The 21686-nt window shown below is 64.6% G+C and carries 21 protein-coding genes; 6 read left to right on the top strand and 15 right to left on the bottom strand.

Going from position 1 to position 21686, the window contains the following annotated elements:
- Positions 1 to 236 precede the first annotated feature (236 nt).
- The 3 genes from ABIA40_RS10570 to ABIA40_RS10560 all read left to right on the top strand — a co-directional run bounded on the left by ABIA40_RS10570 (position 237) and on the right by ABIA40_RS10560 (position 3373).
- Complete coding sequence (locus ABIA40_RS10570; RefSeq protein ID WP_404540947.1) at positions 237 to 2222, top strand: PAS domain S-box protein; 1986 nt, start codon at positions 237 to 239, stop codon at positions 2220 to 2222.
- Positions 2219 to 2890 carry a response regulator transcription factor gene (locus tag ABIA40_RS10565; protein WP_404540945.1) on the top strand — a complete coding sequence of 224 codons (672 nt, stop codon included), beginning with the start codon at positions 2219 to 2221 and terminating at the stop codon, positions 2888 to 2890. The genes ABIA40_RS10570 and ABIA40_RS10565 overlap by 4 nt, the downstream gene beginning before the upstream one ends.
- A 96-nt stretch (positions 2891 to 2986) precedes the next feature.
- Entirely contained in the window at positions 2987 to 3373 is a 387-nt protein-coding gene (locus tag ABIA40_RS10560; protein ID WP_404540943.1) for a response regulator transcription factor, read from the top strand.
- A 54-nt stretch (positions 3374 to 3427) separates the two neighbouring features.
- Here ABIA40_RS10560 and ABIA40_RS10555 read toward each other — a convergent pair whose 3' ends face one another.
- From ABIA40_RS10555 to eno, 15 genes are all read right to left on the bottom strand, one after another.
- A complete protein-coding gene (locus ABIA40_RS10555) occupies positions 3428 to 4399 on the bottom strand; it encodes a tripartite tricarboxylate transporter substrate binding protein BugD (RefSeq protein ID WP_404540941.1) in 972 nt (323 codons plus the stop codon).
- A 174-nt stretch (positions 4400 to 4573) separates the two neighbouring features.
- A complete protein-coding gene (locus ABIA40_RS10550) occupies positions 4574 to 5815 on the bottom strand; it encodes a threonine synthase (protein ID WP_271537789.1) in 1242 nt (413 codons plus the stop codon).
- Between the two features lie 144 nt (positions 5816 to 5959).
- Positions 5960 to 7381, bottom strand: coding sequence for a dihydrolipoyl dehydrogenase (gene lpdA / locus ABIA40_RS10545; protein WP_275499688.1), 1422 nt, complete (start codon positions 7379 to 7381; stop codon positions 5960 to 5962).
- A gap of 17 nt (positions 7382 to 7398) precedes the next feature.
- The gene (locus ABIA40_RS10540; protein WP_404546205.1) at positions 7399 to 7605 is read right to left on the bottom strand and encodes a hypothetical protein; all 207 of its coding nucleotides are present in this window, start codon (positions 7603 to 7605) and stop codon (positions 7399 to 7401) included.
- 49 nt (positions 7606 to 7654) lie between these two features.
- Entirely contained in the window at positions 7655 to 9004 is a 1350-nt protein-coding gene (locus tag ABIA40_RS10535; protein WP_157283647.1) for a pyruvate dehydrogenase complex dihydrolipoamide acetyltransferase, read from the bottom strand.
- Positions 9005 to 9067: 63 nt separating this feature from the next.
- Positions 9068 to 9520, bottom strand: a complete 453-nt coding sequence (locus tag ABIA40_RS10530; protein ID WP_157283646.1) for a nucleoside deaminase — start codon at positions 9518 to 9520, stop codon at positions 9068 to 9070.
- A gap of 2 nt (positions 9521 to 9522) precedes the next feature.
- Positions 9523 to 9825: a DUF5076 domain-containing protein gene (locus tag ABIA40_RS10525; RefSeq protein WP_008547332.1), complete on the bottom strand. Its 303-nt coding sequence runs from the start codon at positions 9823 to 9825 to the stop codon at positions 9523 to 9525.
- 3 nt (positions 9826 to 9828) lie between these two features.
- Positions 9829 to 11211 (bottom strand): pyruvate dehydrogenase complex E1 component subunit beta, encoded by a 1383-nt coding sequence (locus ABIA40_RS10520; RefSeq protein WP_074447972.1) that lies wholly within the window; start codon positions 11209 to 11211, stop codon positions 9829 to 9831.
- Between the two features lie 28 nt (positions 11212 to 11239).
- Positions 11240 to 12262 (bottom strand): pyruvate dehydrogenase (acetyl-transferring) E1 component subunit alpha, encoded by a 1023-nt coding sequence (gene pdhA / locus ABIA40_RS10515; protein ID WP_404540938.1) that lies wholly within the window; start codon positions 12260 to 12262, stop codon positions 11240 to 11242.
- A 362-nt stretch (positions 12263 to 12624) separates the two neighbouring features.
- Entirely contained in the window at positions 12625 to 14142 is a 1518-nt protein-coding gene (adh, locus tag ABIA40_RS10510; protein WP_275499695.1) for an aldehyde dehydrogenase, read from the bottom strand.
- 151 nt (positions 14143 to 14293) lie between these two features.
- Positions 14294 to 15253 carry a GAF domain-containing protein gene (locus tag ABIA40_RS10505; RefSeq protein ID WP_404540936.1) on the bottom strand — a complete coding sequence of 320 codons (960 nt, stop codon included), beginning with the start codon at positions 15251 to 15253 and terminating at the stop codon, positions 14294 to 14296.
- A 201-nt stretch (positions 15254 to 15454) separates the two neighbouring features.
- Positions 15455 to 15772 (bottom strand): septum formation initiator family protein, encoded by a 318-nt coding sequence (locus ABIA40_RS10500; RefSeq protein WP_025036496.1) that lies wholly within the window; start codon positions 15770 to 15772, stop codon positions 15455 to 15457.
- Between the two features lie 178 nt (positions 15773 to 15950).
- Complete coding sequence (locus ABIA40_RS10495) at positions 15951 to 16502, bottom strand: NADPH-dependent FMN reductase (RefSeq protein ID WP_404540934.1); 552 nt, start codon at positions 16500 to 16502, stop codon at positions 15951 to 15953.
- Positions 16503 to 16705: 203 nt separating this feature from the next.
- A complete protein-coding gene (locus ABIA40_RS10490; RefSeq protein WP_404540932.1) occupies positions 16706 to 17839 on the bottom strand; it encodes a zinc-binding dehydrogenase in 1134 nt (377 codons plus the stop codon).
- A gap of 46 nt (positions 17840 to 17885) precedes the next feature.
- Positions 17886 to 19169, bottom strand: coding sequence for a phosphopyruvate hydratase (eno, locus tag ABIA40_RS10485; RefSeq protein ID WP_157283638.1), 1284 nt, complete (start codon positions 19167 to 19169; stop codon positions 17886 to 17888).
- A gap of 174 nt (positions 19170 to 19343) precedes the next feature.
- Between eno and ABIA40_RS10480 the strand changes: the two genes are divergently transcribed.
- The 3 genes from ABIA40_RS10480 to ABIA40_RS10470 are packed head-to-tail and all read left to right on the top strand — an operon-like array spanning position 19344 to position 21639.
- Positions 19344 to 20321 carry a lyase gene (locus ABIA40_RS10480; protein WP_404540930.1) on the top strand — a complete coding sequence of 326 codons (978 nt, stop codon included), beginning with the start codon at positions 19344 to 19346 and terminating at the stop codon, positions 20319 to 20321.
- 40 nt (positions 20322 to 20361) lie between these two features.
- Positions 20362 to 20826, top strand: a complete 465-nt coding sequence (gene queF, locus ABIA40_RS10475) for a preQ(1) synthase (RefSeq protein WP_036009878.1) — start codon at positions 20362 to 20364, stop codon at positions 20824 to 20826.
- A 15-nt stretch (positions 20827 to 20841) separates the two neighbouring features.
- Positions 20842 to 21639 carry an extracellular solute-binding protein gene (locus ABIA40_RS10470; RefSeq protein WP_404540928.1) on the top strand — a complete coding sequence of 266 codons (798 nt, stop codon included), beginning with the start codon at positions 20842 to 20844 and terminating at the stop codon, positions 21637 to 21639.
- Positions 21640 to 21686 lie beyond the last annotated feature (47 nt).

The raw sequence follows: 21686 nt of genomic DNA, 5'->3' as shown, positions 1-21686 counted from the left end.
TTCGCCCGGGGCCCACCCTGCCCGAGTTCAACGTGATGGCGCATGACCCTCTGGCTGCACGGTCACCGTGAAACGTTGGCCGGCACGGTGTCCTTGAGGCGCCGCCATGGACTTTGGCGGCGAGCGGACAGTCCAAAGGCGAACCATGACCGCCGATCCGACTTTGGCTGGAATTGCTCCTCTCGTCGCAACGTGCTCTACTTCTGTTCACGCAGAGAGTGCCGGGAGCGCCAGCGATGAAGCCTGGCCGGGCAGCGACATTCGGGAAGTCAGCCGCGCAATTCCTCGTCGGCTGCCTGAGGCAAACTGTTCCCGCCAAGCAGCACACCGAGCCCCGTGGTGCCGACTTGCTCGAGGCGGTCAAGCAGTGGCAGCAGGTCTTCGAGCACACGCCGGTCATGTACTTCATGGTCGATCCGGCCGGTACCGTGATCAACGTCAACACCTTCGGCGCCGAGCAGCTGGGCTACACGCCGGGGGAGTTGATCGGCCGATCCGTGCTGGATGTCTTCCTCGCCGAAGATCGCGCCACTGTCCGCGCCTGTGTCGCGTTGTGCCTCAAGACCCTTGATCAGTCACACACCTGGGAGATCCGGAAGGTTCGCAAGGACGGCTCGATGTTATGGGTGCGCGAGAACGCCAAGGCCATGCTGCGAGCCAATGGCGGGCCGATCGTGCTGGTCGCCTGCGAGAACATTACCGAACGCAAGGAGGCCGAGAACGCGCTGCGACAGAGCGAGGCTTATCTCGCCCAGGCGCAGGAATTGAGCCACACCGGCAGTTTTGGCTGGAAGGCCAAAACCCGCGAGATCACCTGGTCCAAGGAGACTTATCGCATCTTCCAATGCGAAGAAGGGACGAAGCCCAATATCCCGTTCATGCTCCAGCGGATCCATCCGGAGGACCGGCTCGCCGTGCAGCAGACGACGGGCCAGGCGGCGCGCGAGGGGAAAGACTACGATCACGAATACCGGCTGGTGATGCCCGACGGTTCCATCAAATACGTTCGGGCGGTGGCACGGGCGACGCGAGATGCAAGCGGCTACGTCGAATTCGTTGGATCAGTCAGCGACATCACGGCGGCCAAAGAGGCAGAACGCAGGCTCCGCGACAGCGAGCAGCGCTTTCGCGATTATGCCGAAACTGCCTCTGACTGGTTCTGGGAAACCGGGCCGGACCACCGGGTCACCCAGGTATCGGAACACTCGGATACCAACACTGTTCCCGCGGGCCTGATCGGGCTCACGCGGTGGGACATTGCGCCCGACGCCGCTCTTGAGCCCGAGAAATGGCGACAACATCGCGCGGCCCTCGACGCCCACGTCCCGTTCCGCGACTTGGTGTATCGCAGCAAGGACCGCAACGGGCAGCCGATCTATGTGCGGACCAGCGGCAAGCCGTTCTTCGACGCGGACGGCGCTTTCCTGGGCTACCGTGGCGTTTGCACGGACGTAACCGCGGCCATCCGGGCCAATCAAGCCGAAGACGCGCTACGGAAGGCCCAGGCCGAGCTCGCCCATGTGACGCGTGTCACGACACTGGGTGAGCTGACCGCTTCGATAGCCCACGAAATCAATCAGCCGCTCGCTGCAGTGATCGCAAACGCCGACGCCTGCCTCGCCTGGCTGCAGCGCAATCCACCGGACCTCAAAGCGGCCCGCCGCTCCGTCGAGTGGATCATCGAGGACGGCAGGCGTGCCGGCGACGTGATCCGTCACGTTCGGGCGCTCGCCAAGCGTTCTGACATCGAGATGGTACCGCTCGACGCCAATGCGGTCGTGCGGGAGGCCGTCGCGCTCGTTCAGCGCGAGATGGCCAGCCACGGCGTGTCCGTCCGCATGGAGCTGTCCTCGGCGCTGCCGAAGATCTTTGGCGATCGCATCCAATTGCAGCAGGTCCTGATCAACCTGATCATGAACGGGATCGAGGCCATGGCAGACGTCCACGATCGCCCGCGCGAACTGGCGATCCGCTCACAGGCGAGCGGCGATGGCGCGATGCAGGTGAGCGTTTCCGACTGCGGAACCGGCATCAGCGAACAGGCGATAGACCGCCTGTTCACGCCGTTCTTCACCACGAAGTCCTCCGGCATGGGCATGGGCCTGTCGATCTGTCGATCGATCATCGAGGCCCATGGCGGGCGACTTTCCGCCATACCAAATCAGGAGCGCGGCGCGACTTTTCAGATCACCTTGCCCCTCCACCGAGAGGAAGCACCGTGACCGAGCGCGCGGAATCTTCGCCACCGCAGAAGGACGGCGATCAGCCCCTTGTCCTCATCGTCGACGACGACGCGTCCATGCGCCGTGCGCTCACCAATCTGTTCGAGTCGGTCGGTCTCAAGGTCGAAGCATTCGGCTCGGCGCCGCAGCTCCTCCAGGCCAAGCCGCCAGACGTCCCGAGCTGCCTGGTGCTCGACATCCGACTGCCCGGAACGAGCGGCCTCGAGCTGCAGGCCGACCTTGCCAAGGCAAATATCCACACGCCTATCATCTTTATTACCGGTCATGGCGATATTCCCATGACGGTTCGGGCCATGAAGAGCGGGGCGATCGACTTCTTGACCAAGCCGGTCCGCGATCAGGACATTCTCGACGCAGTCCAGGCCGCCATCGAGCGAGACCGCAAGCGCCGCGACCTCAACAGGACGGTCTCGACGGTCAGATCACGCTTCGAGTCACTGTCCTCGCGGGAGCGAGACGTATTGTCACTGGTGACGTCCGGCCTGATGAACAAGCAGGTCGCCGCCCAGCTCGGATTGGCCGAAATCACCGTCAAGATCTACCGCGGCCAGATCATGCGGAAGATGGGCGCGAAGTCGCTGGCCGATCTGGTGAGAATGAGCGAGGCGCTCGGGATTGGCCCGAACAAGCCCGATGCACAAACCTAAGTATGAGTTTCCAATCGTGACCGGCAGGTCCACCTTGCGCCTTTATGTTCTAGCCGTGGCGACGGCAAGCGTAATTCCCGGCGAGGAGCGGACGTCTTGTCAGTGGCTTCGGTCATCTCGGTGCTTGACGACGACCCCTACGTTCGGGCCGCGATCAACAATCTCCTGGAATCGCGCGGATACAACGTCCACACGTTCGCCTCGGCGGAAGAGTTCCTGAGCTCGACCGATTCGAGCGACACCTCGTGCGTGATCGCCGACGTACAGATGCCGCTGATGAGCGGAATCGATCTGTTGACGAAGATGCGGTCGCAGGGTTCGGCTACGCCGTTCATATTCATCACAGCTTTCCCGGATGAGGGCGTGCGTGTGCGGGCGCTCGATGCGGGCGCAATCTGTTTTCTCGGCAAGCCGTTCGCCGCCTCGGATCTGATGCAATGCCTGGACCGTGCGCTGGCACCAGGTCACCAAACCACGTCTTGAGCGCCCGCCGCCAGCAAACGCGGCGGTGACGCCGCGAGGAGTGCGCCGCCCGGTTCAATCTACCTTGATGTTCGCCGCCTTGATGATCGGCCACCATTTGGCGATCTCGGCCCTTTGCCGCGTGCCGAGCGCTTCGGGCGTGAGCTGATCCTTGGGTGTCATCTCGAGACCCTGGCTTTCCAGCTGCTTCCTCACTGCCGGATCGTTCAGCGCCTCCACGGCCGCAGCGTTGAGCTTTGCGACGATCTCCTTTGGCGTGCCCTTCGGCACCCACATGCCCGACCACAGCGTCATGTTGAAGCCTTTCAGGCCCGCCTCCTCCGCGGTCGGGATCTCGGGCGCGGAGGCGAGGCGCTTGTGGTCGGTGACGGCGTAGGCGCGGATGGTGCCGGCGCGGACCTGGCCGATGGAATTGGAGGTCTGGTCGACGATGATGTCGATCTGGCCGGCGATGAGATCGTTCAATGCCGGCGCAGTGCCGCGATAAGGCACGTATTGCAGCTTGATGCCGGAGACGCTCTCGAAATAGACGCCGGCGATGTGGCTGCCGGAGCCCGCGCCGGCCGTGCCCGCGGTCGGCGGCGATGGCCGCGACTTCAGCCAGTCGATCAGCTCCTTCAGCGAGGTCGCGGGCACCGCATTCTTGCTGACCACGATCATCGGGTTGCTCGGCAGCAGCACCACCGGCTCGAGGTCGGCGACGAGGTCGAATTTGAGCTTGTAGACGGCGCCGTTGGCGACATGGGTGCCGAGATGGCCAAACGAGATGGTGTAGCCGTCGGGCGGCGATTGCACGGCACGGCCGACACCGATCGAACCGCCTGCTCCGGTGACGTTCTCGACCACGACCGGCTGGCCGAGCGGCACCCGCATACGCTCGGCGAGCACCCGCGCCATCGCGTCCGAAGGCCCGCCCGCCGCAAACGGCACGATGATGGTAATGGGACGCGAGGGAAAATCGTCGGCGCGCGCGGCGCCTGCAACAGCGAGAACAGCAATCAGCGCAGCCCAGACGGCCTTCTTCATTGTCTTCTCCCCAGATGTTTTTTTCTTCACCTCGCCCCGCTTGCGGGGAGAGGTCGAATTGCAAAGCAATTCGGGTGAGGGGGAGTCTCCGCGAGCTCAACTTTCACTGTGTTTGCGGAAGCAGCCCCTCACCCCGACCCTCTCCCCGTAAGAACGGGGAGAGGGAGAAGCAAGTTAGAATTTCGAATAGTCAATCGGCTTGTGGCGATCGAGCGTGCGGGTGACCGGCGGCAGCGGGTATTTCAGGCCGGTCGCGCAGTTGAACAGCATGACGCGATCGGTCTTGCTGACCCGGCCGTCGGCGAGACTTTCCTTGTAGGCGGCGTAGGTCGCGGCACCCTCGGGGCAGAGCAAGAGCCCCTCCTCGCGCGCGACCTCGCTCAGCGCCGCCGAGATCTTGTCGTCATCGACCGCAATGGCAAAGCCCTTGCTCTCGCGCACCGCGCGCAGGATCAGGAAGTCGCCGATCGCTTGCGGCACGCGGATGCCCGAGGCGATGGTGTGGGCGTCCTCCCAGCGCGTCGCGTGCTCGGTCCCGGCCTCATAGGCGCGCACCATCGGCGCACAGCCGGAGGCCTGCACCGCAACCATGCGCGGGCGCTTTGAGCCGATGAAGCCGATCTTCTCGAGCTCGTCGAACGCCTTCCACATCCCGATCAGGCCGGTGCCGCCGCCGGTCGGATAGAAGATCACGTCGGGCACGTCCCAGCCGAGCTGCTCGGCGAGCTCGAGGCCCATCGTCTTCTTGCCCTCGATGCGGTACGGCTCCTTCAAGGTCGAGGTGTCGAACCAGCCGACTTTCGCCTTGCCCTCGCCGACGATCTTGCCGCAATCGTCGATATAGCCGTTGACGCGGTAGACGGTCGCGCCCTGCAGCTCGATCTCGCTGACGTTCACTTCGGGCGTATCGGCCGGGCAGAAGATCGTGGTCTTGATGCCGCAGGACGTGGCGTAGGCCGCCAGCGCCGCGCCGGCATTGCCGTTGGTCGGCATCGCCATGTGCTTGATGCCGAGCGCCTTGCCCATCGACACCGCCATCACGAGGCCGCGCGCCTTGAATGAGCCGGTCGGCAGCCGTCCCTCGTCCTTGACGATGATCTCGCCGCCGCCGAGTTTTGCACCGAGCTTCGGCAGTCGGATCAGGGGCGTCGTGACTTCGCCGAGCGAGACGATGTCCTTGCATTTGCGCACGGGCAAGAGCTCGCGGTAGCGCCACATGTCGCCAGGGCGCTGGGCGAGCGCATCCTTGGTCAGCGCCTTCTTCACGCCCGCGAGGTCGTAGCGCACCAGCAGGGGCTTGCCGGCCTTGGAGAGGTTGTGGACCTCGTCGGCCGCGTAATGATCGCCCTCCATCGCGCATTCGAGATGGGTGACGAAGGTCGGGCGTTCGATGGTGAGATTGTCGTTGTCGTGCATGGGATGATTTCCTTCTTGTTCTGCAAACAGCTCTCTCTGCTCGTCATTGCGAGCGAAGCGAAGCAATCCAGAATCTTTCCGCAGCAGCAGTCTGGATTGCTTCGCTTCGCTCGCAATGACGGCGGCGGGCGACGCGCTCGCCCCTCAAATGTTTAACACCCGTCCATAGGCATCCAGCACGGCTTCCTTCATCATCTCCGACAGGGTCGGATGCGGGAACACCGTGTGCATCAGCTCTTCTTCCGTGGTCTCCAGATTCATGGCGACGACGTAGCCCTGGATCAGCTCGGTGACCTCCGCGCCGACCATGTGGGCCCCGAGCAGTTGGCCGGTCTTCTTGTCAAAGATGACCTTGACCAGGCCCTGATCCTCGCCGAGCGCGATCGCCTTGCCGTTGCCCACGAAGGGAAAGCGGCCGACGCGGATCTCGCGGCCGCTCTCTTTCGCTTTGGCTTCGGTGAGGCCAACCGAGGCGACCTGGGGGTGGCAATAGGTGCAGCCCGGGATCATGTTCTTGTCCATGGGATGCGGATTGAGGCCCTTGATCGCCTCGACGCAGATCACGCCCTCATGCTCGGCCTTGTGCGCCAGCATCGGGGGGCCGGCGACGTCGCCGATCGCGTAGATGCCGGGGACGTTGGTCTTGCCGTGACCGTCGACCACGATGATGCCGCGGTCGGTCTTCACGCCGACTTTTTCCAAGCCGAGATTCTCGATGTTGCCGACGACGCCGACCGCCGAGATCACGCGCTCGAACTCTGATGTGACGGGCTTGCCCTTGCCGTCGTCGATGGTGGCGAGGACGCTGTCGGCCTTCTTCTCCAGTTTTGTGACCTTGGTCGAGGACATGATCTTGATGCCCTGCTTCTCCAGCTGCTTGCGGGCGAGGCCCGCGATCTCGGCGTCCTCGACCGGGAGGATCTGCGGCAGCACCTCGACCACGGTGACGTCGCTTCCCATGGTGTGGAAGAACGAGGCGAACTCGATGCCGATCGCGCCGGAGCCGACCACCAGCAGCGACTTCGGCATCCGCTCCGGCACCATCGCCTCGAAATAGGTCCAGACCAGCTTCTTGTCCGGCTCGAGGCCCGGCAGCACGCGCGGCCGCGCGCCGGTGGCGACGATGATGTGCTTGGCCTGATAGGTCCCCTCGCCTAGCGCGCCCTTCGGGCCCTCGACGTCGGACTTCTTCACCGTGACCTTGCCGGGCGCGTCGATCGAGGCGGCGCCCCAGATCACGCTGACCTTGTTCTTCTTCATCAGGAAGCCGACGCCGTCGTTGAGGCGCTTGGAGACGCCGCGCGAACGCTGCACCACCGCCTTCGGATCAAACGAGACCTTCTCGGCGGAGAGCCCGTAGTCCTTGGCGTGCTGCATGTAGTGGTAGATCTCGGCTGAACGCAGCAGCGCCTTGGTCGGAATGCAACCCCAGTTCAGGCAGATGCCGCCGAGATAGGACTTTTCGACGATCGCGGTCTTGAAGCCGAGCTGCGCGGCACGGATGGCGGTGACATAGCCGCCGGGGCCGGAGCCGATGATGATGACGTCGAAGGATGTGTCGGCCATAGCGGCTCCCGTTCAACTCAAGAAGCGCCGCGGGCGCGGCGCTTGACCAGAAAAGACCTCACCAGCCATTCGAACAGCACCACCAGGACTATGATGGCAAGCGCGGTGAGCACGATCGGCTGGGCGATGTTTCGTGCCAGCTGCTCGCCGGCAAAGAACGCAGAGTGAAGAAAATCGAGCCCGACCGGGTTGAGCGCGACGATGGCTCCGAGCAATAGCGATATCCATGGCCAGCGGGTCCGGACATGCAAGGTTGCCCCCTCTGCCGCCGCGTCAGACCATCATCATGACGGGGTTTTCGATCAGCTGTTTGAACGCGCCGATCAGTTCGGCGCCGAGGGCGCCGTCGATGGCGCGGTGATCGCAGGACAGGGTCACGCTCATCATGTGCGCGATCTCGATCTTGCCGCCGCGCACGACGGGACGCTCCTCGCTGGTGCCGACCGCAAGGATGGTCGCATGCGGCGGATTGATCACGGCGGTGAAGTGGCTGATGCCGTACATGCCGAGGTTGGAGACGGCGGTGGTGCCGCCCTGATATTCCTCAGGCTTCAATTTGCGGGAACGAGCCCGCGCGGCAAAATCCTTCATCTCGTTGGAGATGGTCGAGAGCGTCTTGGTCTCCGCTTTCCGGATGATCGGCGTGATCAGGCCGCCGGGCATCGCGACGGCGACGCCGACGTCGGAATGGTGGTGCTTGACCATGCCGCTTTCGGTCCAGCTGACGTTGCAGTTCGGGATCTTCTGCAGCGCGACCGCCATCGCCTTGATGACGAAGTCGTTGACCGAGATCTTGTAGAGCGGCTTCTTCTCCTTGTCCTTCGGCGCGGCGGCATTGATCTCCTCGCGGGCCGTGAGCAGCTTGCCGATGTCGCAGTCGATGGTGAGGTAGAAGTGCGGGACGTTCTGGATCGACGCGGTCAGGCGCTGCGCGATGGTACGGCGCATGCCGTCATGCGGGACGATGTCGTAGGAACCAGGCTCGAACAGCGACAGGATCTGCTTGTCCGACATGGTCGGCGCGATCGCGGGCGCGCCTGACGGCGCAGCAGCGGGCGCTTTCAGACCCTTGCCGGACTTGGCCTGCTCGACGTCGCGCGCGACCACGCGGCCGTGCGGGCCGGTGCCGGTGACCATGCCGACGTCAATGCCGGCTTCCTTGGCGAGACGCCGCGCCAGCGGCGATGAGAACACACGACCGCCGTGGCCATTGGCCTGCGCGGCCGGAGCTGCGGGCTGCGGCGCGGGCGCAGCTGCCGGCGACGCCGCGGCCTTGGGCGCAGCAGGCGCCGGCGCCGGCGCAGCAGCAGGTGCTTCAGCAGCTTTCGGCGGCGCGGCCGAAGCGCTGGGCTTGGCGCTCCCTGCAGCCTTCACATCCTCGCCCTCGCCGGCGAGCACCGCGATCACGTCGTTCACCGGAACGTCCTGCGTGCCCTCGGGCACCAGGATCTTGGCGATCGTGCCCTCATCGATCGCCTCGACCTCCATGGTCGCCTTGTCGGTCTCGATCTCGGCGATGACGTCGCCGGACTTGACCTTGTCGCCCTCCTTCTTCAGCCACTTGGCGAGGTTGCCCTTCTCCATCGTCGGCGAGAGAGCGGGCATCAGGATGTTGATGGGCATGCTGACCTCAAGAAGAACTTTGCAAAACGTCGTCTTTCGACAGCGAAGACGAACAGACCAGGTTTAGTTGCCGATGTCGCCCTGCCACAGGCGCTCATTGGCGGGGATGGAGCGCCAATTCTTCATCATGGTGATGGAGCGGTCGTCGGCAAGGTCGATCCAGGGGATGCCGAACTTGTCGAGGATGTCCTTCGAGCCGGGGAAGGTGATGGACTCTCCGATCACCACCAGCTTAACCTTGAACAGCGCGAGCGCGCCGGCGCACATCGAGCAAGGCGACAGCGTGGTGTACATGACGGTGTCATGGAACGAGATCGCGCCGGCCTCGCGCAGGCAGCTCATCTCGCCATGCAGGATCGGATTGTTCTCCTGCACGCGGTTGTTGTGGCCGCGGGCGATGATCTTGTTGTCGCGCGTCAGCACCGCGCCGATCGGCAGGCCGCCCTGCGCGATCGAGGCTTCCGCCTCGCGGATCGCCTCCAGCATGAAATCGTAATGATGGGCTTCGATCGCCATGGTCAGTGCCCCTTGCCGCGCGGCGTGGTGGTGCCGGTGTCGGTGGGACGCTCGATCTCGGCCTGGAACATGTCGAGGATCCGGTTCAGCGCGTCCTCCTCGGTATATTCGCTCTCGCGCGCATAGGCGCGCGCGGCATGACGTGCGAGATCGACGAGCAGGAGGCCCCACATGTCCGGCTCCTCGAAGGCGCGCTGGAACGCCATCGACAGCCCGCCGTCGAGCACGAACACGCGCAGGATCTCGACCGCGTCGTCGCGGGTCATGACGTCTGGCGGCAGTGGCTGCTCCTTGGGGCCTGCCATGGTCTACCTGTAGCAGACGGCTTTGGCGGCCTCGACGACGTCCGCCGCCGAGGGCAGCGCGAGCTTCTCCAGGTTCGCGGCATAGGGCATCGGCACGTCCTTGCCAGACACGCGCGTCACCGGCGCATCAAGATAGTCGAAGGCGTTCTCCATGATGCGCGCGGCAATCTCGGCGCCGACGCCGCTCTGGGCCCAGCCCTCTTCCACGGTGACGGCCCGGCCCGTTTTCTTGACCGAGTTGATGATGGTCTCGGTATCCATCGGGCGCAGCGTGCGCAGGTCGATCACCTCGGCCTCGATGCCGTCCTTGGCAAGCTCGTCGGCGGCCTTCAGCGCATAGGTCATGCCGTTCGACCAGGAGATGATGGTGACGTGGCTGCCGGCGCGGACGATGCGTGCCTTGCCGATCGGGATGATGAAATCGTCGAGCTTGGGCACTTCGCCGGTGTGACCGTACAGCACCTCGTTCTCGAGGAAGATCACCGGGTTCGGATCGCGGATCGCAGCCTTGAGCAGGCCCTTGGCGTCCGCGGCCGAATATGGCGCAACCACCTTGAGGCCGGGGACGTGCGAATACCACGCCGAATAGTCCTGGCTGTGCTGCGCGGCGACGCGCGCGGCCGCACCGTTCGGTCCGCGGAACACGATCGAGCAGCCCATCTGGCCACCGGACATGTAGAGCGTCTTGGCCGCGGAATTAATGATCTGGTCGATCGCCTGCATGGCGAAGTTGAAGGTCATGAACTCGACGATCGGCTTGAGGCCGGTCATCGCGGCGCCGACGCCGACGCCAGCAAAGCCGTGCTCGGTGATCGGCGTGTCGATCACGCGCTTGGCGCCGAACTCCTGGAGCAGGCCCTGGGTCACCTTGTAGGCGCCCTGATATTCGGCCACCTCTTCGCCCATCACGAACACATCCGCGTCGCGGCGCATCTCTTCGGCCATGGCATCGCGCAGCGCTTCGCGGATAGTCTGCGTCACCATTTCAGTGCCGGCGGGGACTTCCGGATCGGGCTCGGCGACGGCCTGCGGAGCAGGCGCGGCTTTCGGCGCGGGCGCCTCGGCCTTTGCTGCGGCCGGCGGCGCGGACTCCGCAGCCTTCGCCGCCGCTGCGGGTGCCTTGGCGAGATCAGCCGCGCTCTCGCCGTCGGCGAGGATGGTCGCGATCGGGGTGTTCACCGCGACGTCGGCGGTGCCCTCGGGGATCAGGATCTTGCCGAGCGTGCCCTCGTCGGTCGCCTCGACCTCCATGGTCGCCTTGTCGGTCTCGATCTCGGCGATGACGTCGCCAGACTTGATCGTCTCGCCCTCTTTCTTCAGCCATTTGGCGAGGTTGCCCTTCTCCATCGTGGGCGACAACGCGGGCATCAGCACTTGAATTGGCATATCTTCTCCAAAGAAAGCTTGCGCGCGTTCAGCGGTACACGTCGGTCCAGAGCTCGGCGGCATCCGGCTCGGGATCATGCTGGGCGAAATCGGCGGAGGCGTTGACGATGTCGCGCACTTCGGCGTCGATCGCCTTGAGATCGGCCTCGCTGACCTTGGCAGCGAGCAGGCGATTGCGAACCTGCTCGATCGGATCCTGGTCGTGGCGAACCTTCTCGACCTCCTCGCGTGTGCGATATTTTGCGGGATCGGACATCGAGTGGCCGCGATAGCGGTAGGTCTGCATCTCCAGGATGAAGGGACCCTTGCCGCCACGGCACCAGGCCGCCGCCTCCTCGCCCGCCGCCTTCACGGCGCGGACGTCCATGCCGTCGACCTGCTTGCCCGGGATGTTGAATGACGCCCCGCGCTTGGAAAAATCCTGCTGCGCCGAGGCGCGCGAGACCGAGGTGCCCATGGCGTAGCGGTTGTTCTCGATGACGTAGATCACCGGCAGCTTCCAGAGCTCCGCCATGTTGAAGCTCTCATAGACCTGGCCCTGGTTGGCCGCACCGTCGCCGAAATAGGTGACGCTGACATTGTCGTTGCCGCGATAGTGGTTGGCAAAGGCAAGGCCGGTGCCGAGCGAGACCTGGGCGCCGACGATGCCGTGACCGCCGTAGAAGTGCTTCTCCTTGCTGAACATGTGCATGGAGCCGCCCTTGCCTTTGGAATAGCCGCCGCGACGACCCGTCAGCTCGGCCATGACACCGTTGGCATCCATGCCGGTCGCGAGCATGTGACCGTGGTCGCGATAGCCGGTGATGACCTGATCGCCCTCTTTGAGGGCCATCTGCATGCCGACCACCACGGCCTCCTGGCCGATATAGAGGTGGCAGAAGCCGCCGATGGCACCCATGCCGTAGAGCTGGCCTGCCTTTTCCTCGAAGCGCCGGATCAGGAGCATGTCGCGGAGCGCCTTGAGTTCCTGCTCCTTCGTGAATTCCGGGGGCGAACCGCCGTCGGTCTTGTCCTGTGCAGCGCTTGCGGCGGCTTTCTTGAGTGCGGCCATGGGAATTCCGGGTCAGAGAAAACTTTCGCCCTCTCTAACCCAAGTCAAACGCCCTTGGAAAGCACCGCGGCGGCATGGCACGACTTTCATTATGCCGCACTGCAACGTGATCGAAATATTGCAAAATCTTTGGCGCTGATCGGGCAACAAATCTATGCGCGCCATCGTGCGCGCAGATTCGTGACCGGATCAAGAAGTGCTGCGCAGTCATCCTGCCGCCAAATCTCATAAATTGAGCGCTACAGCTTCCACGACGTCATGGCCGGGCTTGTCCCGGCCATCCACGCCTCGCCCCGCGCACGAAGAACGTGGATGCCCGGGACAAGCCCGGGCATGACGACCTCGTGAGTGCGGCTTCCCGATCAGAAGAAGCCGAGCTTCTTCGGGCTGTAGCTGACCAGGAGGTTCTTGGTCTGCTGGTAATGATCGAGCATCATCTTGTGGGTCTCACGCCCGACGCCCGACTGCTTGTAGCCGCCGAACGCCGCATGGGCGGGATAGGCGTGGTAGCAGTTGGTCCAGACCCGGCCGGCCTGGATCTCCCGGCCGAAGCGGTAGCAGCGATTGGCGTCGCGGCTCCAAACGCCGGCACCCAGGCCGTAGAGCGTGTCGTTGGCGATCGCGAGCGCCTCTTCGTCGGTCTTGAAGGTCGTGACCGAGACGACGGGGCCGAAAATCTCCTCCTGGAAGATTCGCATCTTGTTGTGACCCTCGAACACGGTCGGCTGGACGTAGAAGCCGCCGGTGAGATCACCGCCGAGATCGGCGCGTCCGCCGCCGGCCAGCACCTTGGCGCCCTCCTGCTTGCCGATGTCGATATAGGAGAGGATCTTGCTGAGCTGCTCGCTGGAGGCCTGGGCGCCGATCATGGTCGTGGCATCACGCGGATCGCCCTGCTTGATCGCGGCGACGCGCTTGAGCGCCCGCTCCATGAAGCGGTCATAGATGTCGGCGTGGACCAGCGCCCGGCTCGGACAGGTGCAGACCTCGCCCTGGTTCAGCGCGAACATGACGAAGCCCTCGATCGCCTTGTCGAAGAAATCGTCGTCCTCGGCGGTGACGTCCTTGAAGAAGATGTTCGGCGACTTGCCTCCGAGCTCGAGCGTGACCGGGATGAGGTTCTGGCTGGCATATTGCATGATCAGCCGGCCCGTCGTGGTCTCGCCGGTGAAGGCGATCTTGGCAATGCGCGGGCTCGACGCCAGCGGCTTGCCGGCCTCGAGGCCGAAGCCGTTGACGATGTTGAGCACGCCAGGCGGCAGCAGGTCGGCGATGATCTCGGCGAAGACCATGATCGAGGCCGGGGTCTGCTCGGCGGGCTTGAGCACCACGCAATTGCCGGCGGCCAGCGCCGGCGCGAGCTTCCAGCAGGCCATCAGAAGCGGGAAGTTCCAGGGTATGATCTGGCCGACCACGCCGAGCGGCTCATGGAAATGGTAGGCGATGGTGTCGTGGTCGATCTCGCCGATCGAGCCTTCCTGCGCACGCACCACACCGGCGAAATACCGGAAATGGTCGATCGCGAGCGGCAGGTCGGCGGCACGCGTCTCGCGGATCGGCTTGCCATTGTCCCAGGTCTCGGCAATCGCGAGGCGCTCGAGGTTCTCTTCCATGCGGTCGGCGATCCGGTTCAGGACCGCGGCGCGCTCGGCGACGCTGGTGCGGCCCCAGGCGGACTTGGCGGCATGCGCCGCGTCGAGCGCTGCCTCGATGTCCTGCGCGTCGGACCGCGCGATCTTGCAGACGACCTGGCCAGTCAGGGGCGAGGCATTGTCGAAATATTTCCCGGAGATCGGCGCGACGAACTTGCCGCCGATGAAGTTGTCGTAGCGTTCGGCAAAGGGCACTTTGGTGACGCTGAGGAATTCCACCTTGTTCATTGATCACTCCCGATGTTGCTGTTTGCGCTTGTCGTCGCCTGTTCGCGACTTGCGCAGACGATGATGCGGGAGGCGTTTTCTGTCAGCCCGGGTGGACGCGATCGCGGAGCGGACCTGTCGCAGTTCTGCGACAGTCGTGGCGCGGCGCCGCTCAGTGGTTCAGCTCGAACCGCTTGAGCTTCCGGTGCAGCGTGGCGCGGCTGACGCCGAGGGCCTTGGCGGCTGCGGAGACATTGCCGCCAGCGCGCAGCAGCGCGCGCTGCAGCACCGCACGCTGGCCACCGACAAGATGATCGCGCGCGGCATCGCCGCCGAGAAGATCGGCCGCGGGCACCGGCCGCAACGCACCGCCGGGCACGATGCCGAGCGCTGCCCGCGCGGAGCGCGTTGCGCCGATCACCAGATCGTCCGCATCGACCGCAACGAGGCCGCCGCAGCTTCCATCCGCCGCTTGTGTCAGCACGATGCGGGCATGGGCGAAGACCTTGCGAAACAGGTCGGCCTCGATCCGCCTGGCCGCCTCGCCTGCCGCGAGCGCGATCAGGCTGGCGAAGGCATCGGTGCGGTCGGCGCGGCAGGAGGAGACGTCGAGCACGCCCGCGAGCGCCGCCTCGTGATCGTAGATCGGAACGGCGGTGCAGCTCAGAAGCGTGTTGCGCGCAAAGAAGTGCTGGTCGCGATCGATGGTCAGCGGACGCTGCTCGACGAGGCAGGTGCCGATACCGTTGGTGCCCTCGTGCTCCTCGCTCCAGAGTGCACCGGTCCAAAGGCCCCAGGACTGAAACGTCGCATCGTCCGCCACCGTGCCGCGGCGATCGACCGGCACGCCCTCGCGATCGGCGAGCAGCACGCAGCAGCCCGCTGCGCCGACCGCCTGGTAAAGCCGGTCCATGGCGCCCTGGGCGGCCGCCAGAAGCGGCGCGATGCGCTCGCGCGCCTGCTGCAGCTCGGCTTCGGTCAGCCGCATCGGCGCGGCGTGGCCGCCGGGATCGAGATGATGCAATCGGGAGGAACGGCGCCACGAGGCCACGAGCGCGGACCGGGCCGCCTGGCCTGACGCGATGGCGGCCTCGACGCGGGCCGCGTGATGCCGGGGCATTGTCCCATTCACCACAGTTTCCTCCGGATATCGATTGTAGGACGCGCCGCTGCTCCCCGGTTGATCTACGTCAACTTCAGCCAGCGCCTGCAAATGGCATGAGCCCGCCGCGGCGCCGCCGTCAAGGCGACCGCCCGGTTCCGGAGTTACGACCTTCGCAGGAGGAGGCAGGTTGCCGGATCCCAGCAGCGGCTTTCGGAAGCTGCGGATGCGCTAATTCGCCGGGATCATCCGAACGAGATCGCGCGGATGGACATAGTCGAGCTGGAAGCGCGCCCGCTCGTCCAGCATGTCCGGGTCGATCTTCTCGGACCGCAACAGCGACACCCGTTGTTCGCTCCTGGCGCGCTCGCGCTTGAGCTGAGCCAGCTCACTGGTCAGCGCGATGATCTCCTGGTCGAGCTCTTGGCGGGCGTTGAGGCCGTATTTGCCGGTATAGGCGTTGACGCCGAAATAGCCGACGATCGCCGCCGCCATCGCATAGAGGGCAAGACCGGTCAGGATCGATTTCAGGCGCGCGCGGGAGACCATCTTCGGAAGATGGGACAGGTTGGTTAAGGGAGTGCTAATTGCCAGAACGAGGCACTATCCCCACGACGCGTCATGGCCGGGCTTGTCCCGGCCATCCACGTGCTTTGCCGGCGATAACGAAGAACGTGGATGCCCGAGACAAGCCCGGGCCTGACGGAGCGTCGGCTTGGCCGGAAGCTCAACCCTGATTCTTCGCCACATGCGCGGCGAAGGCGTCGATATATTGCTGCAGCACCGTCTTGAGGGAGTCCTTGGTCAGGTTGCCCTCCGCATCGAAGGCATCGCCGACGCCACTGAGGTAGATTTCCGGCTGCTGGAGGACCGGACCAGAAATGCCCGGCAGAATGTTCTGCAGATGCTTGGCCGCGCTGACGCCGCCGAGCAGCCCCGGCGAATTGGAGACGATGCCGACCGGTTTGCCGAGGAACGAGCTCTTGCCATAGGGGCGCGAAGCGACATCGATGGCATTCTTCAGAACGCCCGGGATCGAGCGGTTGTATTCGGGCGTGACGAACAGGACGCCATTCGACGTCTTGAGCTTCTCGCGGAAGGCGAGCCAGTCCGCGGGCGGCGCGCCCTCTAGGTCCTGGTTGAAGAACGAGATGCCCGCCGGCGTGATCACCTCGAGGTTGAGCGAGGCAGGCGCGAGCTTGGCGAGCGCATTGGCGATCTTGAGCGAGAAGCTGTCCTTGCGCAGGCTGCCAGCGATCGTGACGATGTTGTAGGCCATTGGGTGTCCTTGAAGGCTTGAGCGGGAATGCCGGGACGGCACTTAAGCCATCCGGGCCAATAGATGCAAGTGCATGAACTGGTCCGATTTGGAAACGCTGCGTTTCTGGAAATGGGTCCGCGTGCCCTCCATCCGGGCCGATACAAAAAGGAATCAGGCCGCCAAGCGGCGGCCCGATGTGTCACGATAACCGTCCAAGCCGATCACTTGTTCGGGTTGATCAGGAATTTTTCGCCGGTTGCGCGCTTGGCGTAGACCGCGATGTTGGCGGGATCGAGCGCCTCGGCGAGCGACACCACCTTGGTGTAGTGGCTGGCGAAGGTGGTCTTGAGCTCGGATGCCACGCGCTGGCGCAGGCGGCCGATCTCGGCCGGGCCGATGTTCTGAAGGAATGGCGTGAGCAGCCAGCCGCCGACGCCCCAGCTGAGCCCGAACGAGCGGTTCAGCTCCGTGGGCCGGGTGTCGAGGCTGCCATAAATATAGACCTGCTTGTACACGTTGGAGCCGTAGCGGCTGTATTCCTTCGCGGTCTTGTTGGCCGCGATCTCCATCGCGGTCAGGATCTGGCTCGCCAGCTTGCCGCCGCCGATGGCGTCGAAGGCGATGGTGGCGCCGGTCTCGACCAGCGCGTTGGTGAGATCGTCCATGAAGCTGGGCGCGCTGGAATCCACGACGTATTTCGCGCCGATCTTGTGCAGGATGTCGGCCTGCTCCTTGTTCCTGACGATGTTGACGAGGCCGATGCCGTCCTTGATGCAGATCTTGTTGAGCATCTGACCGAGATTGGAGGCTGCGGCCGTGTGCACGAGCGCCTTGTGGTTCTCCCGCCGCATCGTCTCGGTCATGCCGAGTGCGGTCAGCGGATTGACGAACCAGGAGGCGCCGTCCGCCGCCGTGGTGCCCGGCGGCAGCTCCATGACGTCGCGGACCTTGAGCACGCGGTACTGCGTGTAAATCCCGCCGCCGATCATCGACACCGTCTTGCCCATCAGGGCCTTGGCCGCATCCGACGATCCGGTCCTTATCACCGTGCCGGCGCCCTCGTTGCCGACCGGCAGCGACTGATCGAATCTCGCCGCCATCATCCGCATCGCCGCCTCCGGCATCGTGGCGGTGATGACCGGCATCTCCTTGGTGCCGGAGGCCTTGGCGGCCGACATGTCGGCGGGACCGATCAGGAGCCCGAGGTCGGATGGATTGATCGGGGTGGCCTCGACGCGAACCACGACCTCATCGTCGGCCGGCTCCGCGGTCGGGACCGTCACGAGAGACAATTCCAGCTCGCCGCTCTTCTTCAGCAGCGAACGCAATTCCAGTCCGGTCTTGCCGTCACTCATGTCGATCCTCCCCTGTCCTTCCGTTTGCGCGGATTGAGACGCCGGCTTACGCCAGCGCCTTCAGTGCCGCCTTGCCGCCATAGAGCGCCTGCTTGCCGAGCTGCTGCTCGATGCGCAGGAGCTGGTTGTATTTGGCGGTGCGGTCGGACCTTGCAAGGGAGCCGGTCTTGATCTGACCGCAATTGGTGGCGACCGCGAGGTCGGCGATGGTGGAATCCTCGGTCTCGCCGGAACGGTGCGACATCACCGAGGTGTAGCCGGCCTTGTGCGCCATCTCGACCGCGGCGAGCGTCTCGGTCAGCGTGCCGATCTGGTTGACCTTGATCAGGATCGAGTTGGCGCGGCCGGTCTTGATGCCTTCGGCGAGGCGCTTGACGTTGGTGACGAAGAGGTCGTCGCCGACCAGCTGGCACTTCTTGCCGATCAGGTCGGTGAGCTCCTTCCAGCCGTCCATGTCGTCTTCCGACATGCCGTCCTCGATGGTCACGATCGGGTAGCGCGCGACGAGGTCTGCAAGATACTTCGCCTGCTCGGAGATCGAGCGGGTCTTGCCCTCGCCCTCATAGACGTATTTGCCGTCCTTGAAGAACTCGGTCGAGGCGCAGTCGAGGCCGAGCATGATGTCAGTGCCCGCCTTGAAGCCGGCCTTGCCGATCGCGTTCATGACGAAGTCGAGCGCGGCGTCCGCCGACGGCAGGTTCGGGGCGAATCCGCCCTCGTCGCCGACATTGGTGTTGTGGCCGGCCTTCTTCAATTCGGACTTCAGCGTATGGAAGACTTCCGCGCCGTAGCGCAGGCCCTCGGCAAAGCTCGAGGCGCCGACCGGCAGGATCATGAATTCCTGGAAGTCGATCGGGTTGTCGGCGTGCACGCCGCCATTGATGATGTTCATCATCGGCACCGGCAGCAGGCGCGCGGAGGTGCCGCCGACGTAGCGATAGAGCGGCATGTCGAGCGAGTTTGCGGCCGCCTTGGCGCAGGCCAGCGAGACGCCGAGAATGGCGTTGGCGCCCAGCCGGCTCTTGTTCGGCGTGCCATCGAGGTCGATCATGATCTGGTCGATCTGGGCCTGTTGCTCGACGTCGAGGCCGCTCAGGGCCTCGAAGATCTCGCCGTTGACGGCGCCGACCGCTTTGGTCACGCCCTTGCCGAGATAGCGGGTCTTGTCGCCGTCGCGCAGTTCCACAGCCTCATGGGCGCCGGTGGAGGCGCCGGACGGAACCGCGGCGCGGCCAAGCGCCCCGTCCTCCAGCACGACATCGACCTCGACGGTGGGATTGCCCCGGCTATCGAGAATTTCGCGGCCGATGATGTCGATGATGGCGGTCATGATGTCCACTTCCGTTCGTTAGGGCTGATCGGTGCCGCGGGTCTTACACGGGCCGCAAGCAAATGTGAACGCTTGGACGCACCGCTCCGCCTGACGCGAAAGGCGCCTCAGAATATGCTCGACCGCATCTGGTCCGCGTGCCCAACCTCAATCTCAAACAGTCGGGGTAACGCCATGAATCGCCGCCAATTTCTTGCTTCGAGCGCCGCGCTGCTCGCCGCCCGCCCAGGTTTTGCGCAGGAAGGCGCGTTCCGGACGAGATACTACCCCATCAGCCCGGGTATCGGCCTGCACGATCTCACGCCCGCCCCTGACGGCACGATCTGGTTCACGGCGCAGGGCAAGGGCCTGCTCGGCAGCCTCGATCCACGCGATGGCCGCTTCAAGACGGTCAGCCTCGGCCAAGGCGCGGCCCCACACGGCGTGACCATCGGGCCCGACGGCGCGCCCTGGATCACCGAGGGCGGCCAGAACGCGATTGCGCGGGTCGACCCTGCCGATCTCAAGGTGACGTTGTTCCGCCTGCCGGAAAGGTTCGCCTCCGCCAATCTCAACACCGGCGTGTTCGACAAGGATGGCACCTACTGGTTCACCGGCCAATCCGGCTATTACGGGCGGCTGTCTCCGAAGACCGGCGAGATGAATGTGTTCAAGGCGCCGAAGGGGGGCGGCCCCTACGGCATCACGGTCACGCCCAACGGTGATGTCTGGTACGCCTCCCTCGGCGGCAGCCATATCGCGAAGATCGACCGCGCGGGCGGCAATGCGACCGTGGTCGAACCGCCGACCCCGAACCAGGGGTCGCGGCGCGTCTGGTCGGATTCGAGGGGCCGGATCTGGGTCAGCGAGTGGAACAGCGGCCACGTCTCGGTGCATGATCCCGCCGACGGCTCGTGGAGGACCTGGAAGCTGCCGGGCGAACGTCCCCGCGCCTATGCCGTGTACGTCGACGACAAGGACAAGGTCTGGCTGACCGATTTCTCCGCCAATGCCATTGTGCGCTTCGATCCCGCCACCGAGAAGTTCAACGTCTTCGCCAGCGACAAGGCCAACGCCAATGTCCGCCAGCTCGACGGCCGGCCGGGCGAGCTTTGGGGCTGCGAGTCCGGCAACGATCGCATCGTCATGATCCAGACAATCGCCGCCGGTTGACGACGAGCCCGTTTGCGTCCATCCCGGCATCCGAAACAGGATGTTGACGACGATGGCGAAAAAGTCCCTCCAGCTCGGCCGCGCGGTCGAATGGCCGCACACGCCGGAAGAGGCCCAACTCGACCGCGTGCCCAATCCGCAGAAAGGCACGGATTATCTGGTCCGCTTCACGGTGCCGGAATTCACCTCGCTCTGCCCGGTCACGGGCCAGCCGGATTTCGCGCATCTGATGATCGACTACGCGCCAGGCGCTTGGCTGCTGGAATCGAAATCGCTCAAGCTCTACATCGCGAGCTTCCGCAATCACGGCGCGTTCCACGAGGACTGCACCGTGATGATCGGCAAGCGTATCGCGTCGGAGATCAAGCCGAAATTCCTGCGCATCGGCGGCTATTGGTATCCGCGCGGCGGCATCCCGATCGACGTGTTCTGGCAGACCGGCCGCGTGCCGAAGGGCCTTTGGGTGCCCGAGCAAGGCGTCGCGCCCTATCGCGGACGGGGCTAGTTAGAGGCGAAGACGATGACATCAATCTCGGCAACATTCCGTAATTTGGCGCTAGGCCTCTTCGGCCTCCTCTTGCTGACCGGCACATCAGATGCCGCTGAGGTGCGGGTGATGATTTCGGGCGGGCTGACGGCGGCCTACAAGGCGCTCGTGCCGGAATTCGAAAAGACCAGTGGCCACAAGGTGCTCACCGAATATGGGCCGTCGATGGGAACGACCGCGAACGCGATTCCGGTCCGGCTCGAGCGCGGCGAGCCGGCCGACGTCCTGATCATGGTGGGCTATGCCCTTAGCGACCTCGCGAGCAAAGGCAAGGTCGTCGCCGGCAGCCAGGTCGATCTCACGAAGTCGCCGATCGGAATCGCGGTGAAATCGGGCGCGCCGAAGCCGGACATCAGCTCGGCCGATGCGGTCAAGCGCGCGCTGCTGGCGGCGAAGACGATCGCCTATTCCGATAGCGCCAGTGGCGTCTACGTCTCGACCGAGATGTTCGACAAGCTCGGCATCACTGAGGCCATGAAGGACAAGGCGCGCAAGATTCCGGCGACGCCGGTCGGCGAGATCGTCGCGCACGGCGAGGCCGAGCTCGGCTTTCAGCAGATCAGCGAGTTGAAGCCCGTCAAGGGCATCGACATCGTAGGTCCCCTGCCGGACGAATTGCAGAGGATCACGATCTTCTCGGCTGGGATTGCGACGGGCGCGAAGGAGCCGGAGGCTGGCCGCGCCTTGATAAACTTCCTCGCCTCCCCCGCCGCGCACGACGCCATCATCGCGAGCGGGATGGAGCCCATCGCGGCCGGCGGGGCGAAATAACGCCTCTCTCAGTGCGTCTGTCCAGGTCCTGTCCCGACAGGATCCGT

The sequence above is a fragment of the Bradyrhizobium sp. USDA 223 genome, from assembly GCF_044909005.1.
In the GTDB taxonomy this organism is placed as follows: domain Bacteria; phylum Pseudomonadota; class Alphaproteobacteria; order Rhizobiales; family Xanthobacteraceae; genus Bradyrhizobium; species Bradyrhizobium yuanmingense.
Note: the sequence above shows the minus strand (reverse complement) of the source record. Positions and strands in the feature narration are given on the sequence as shown.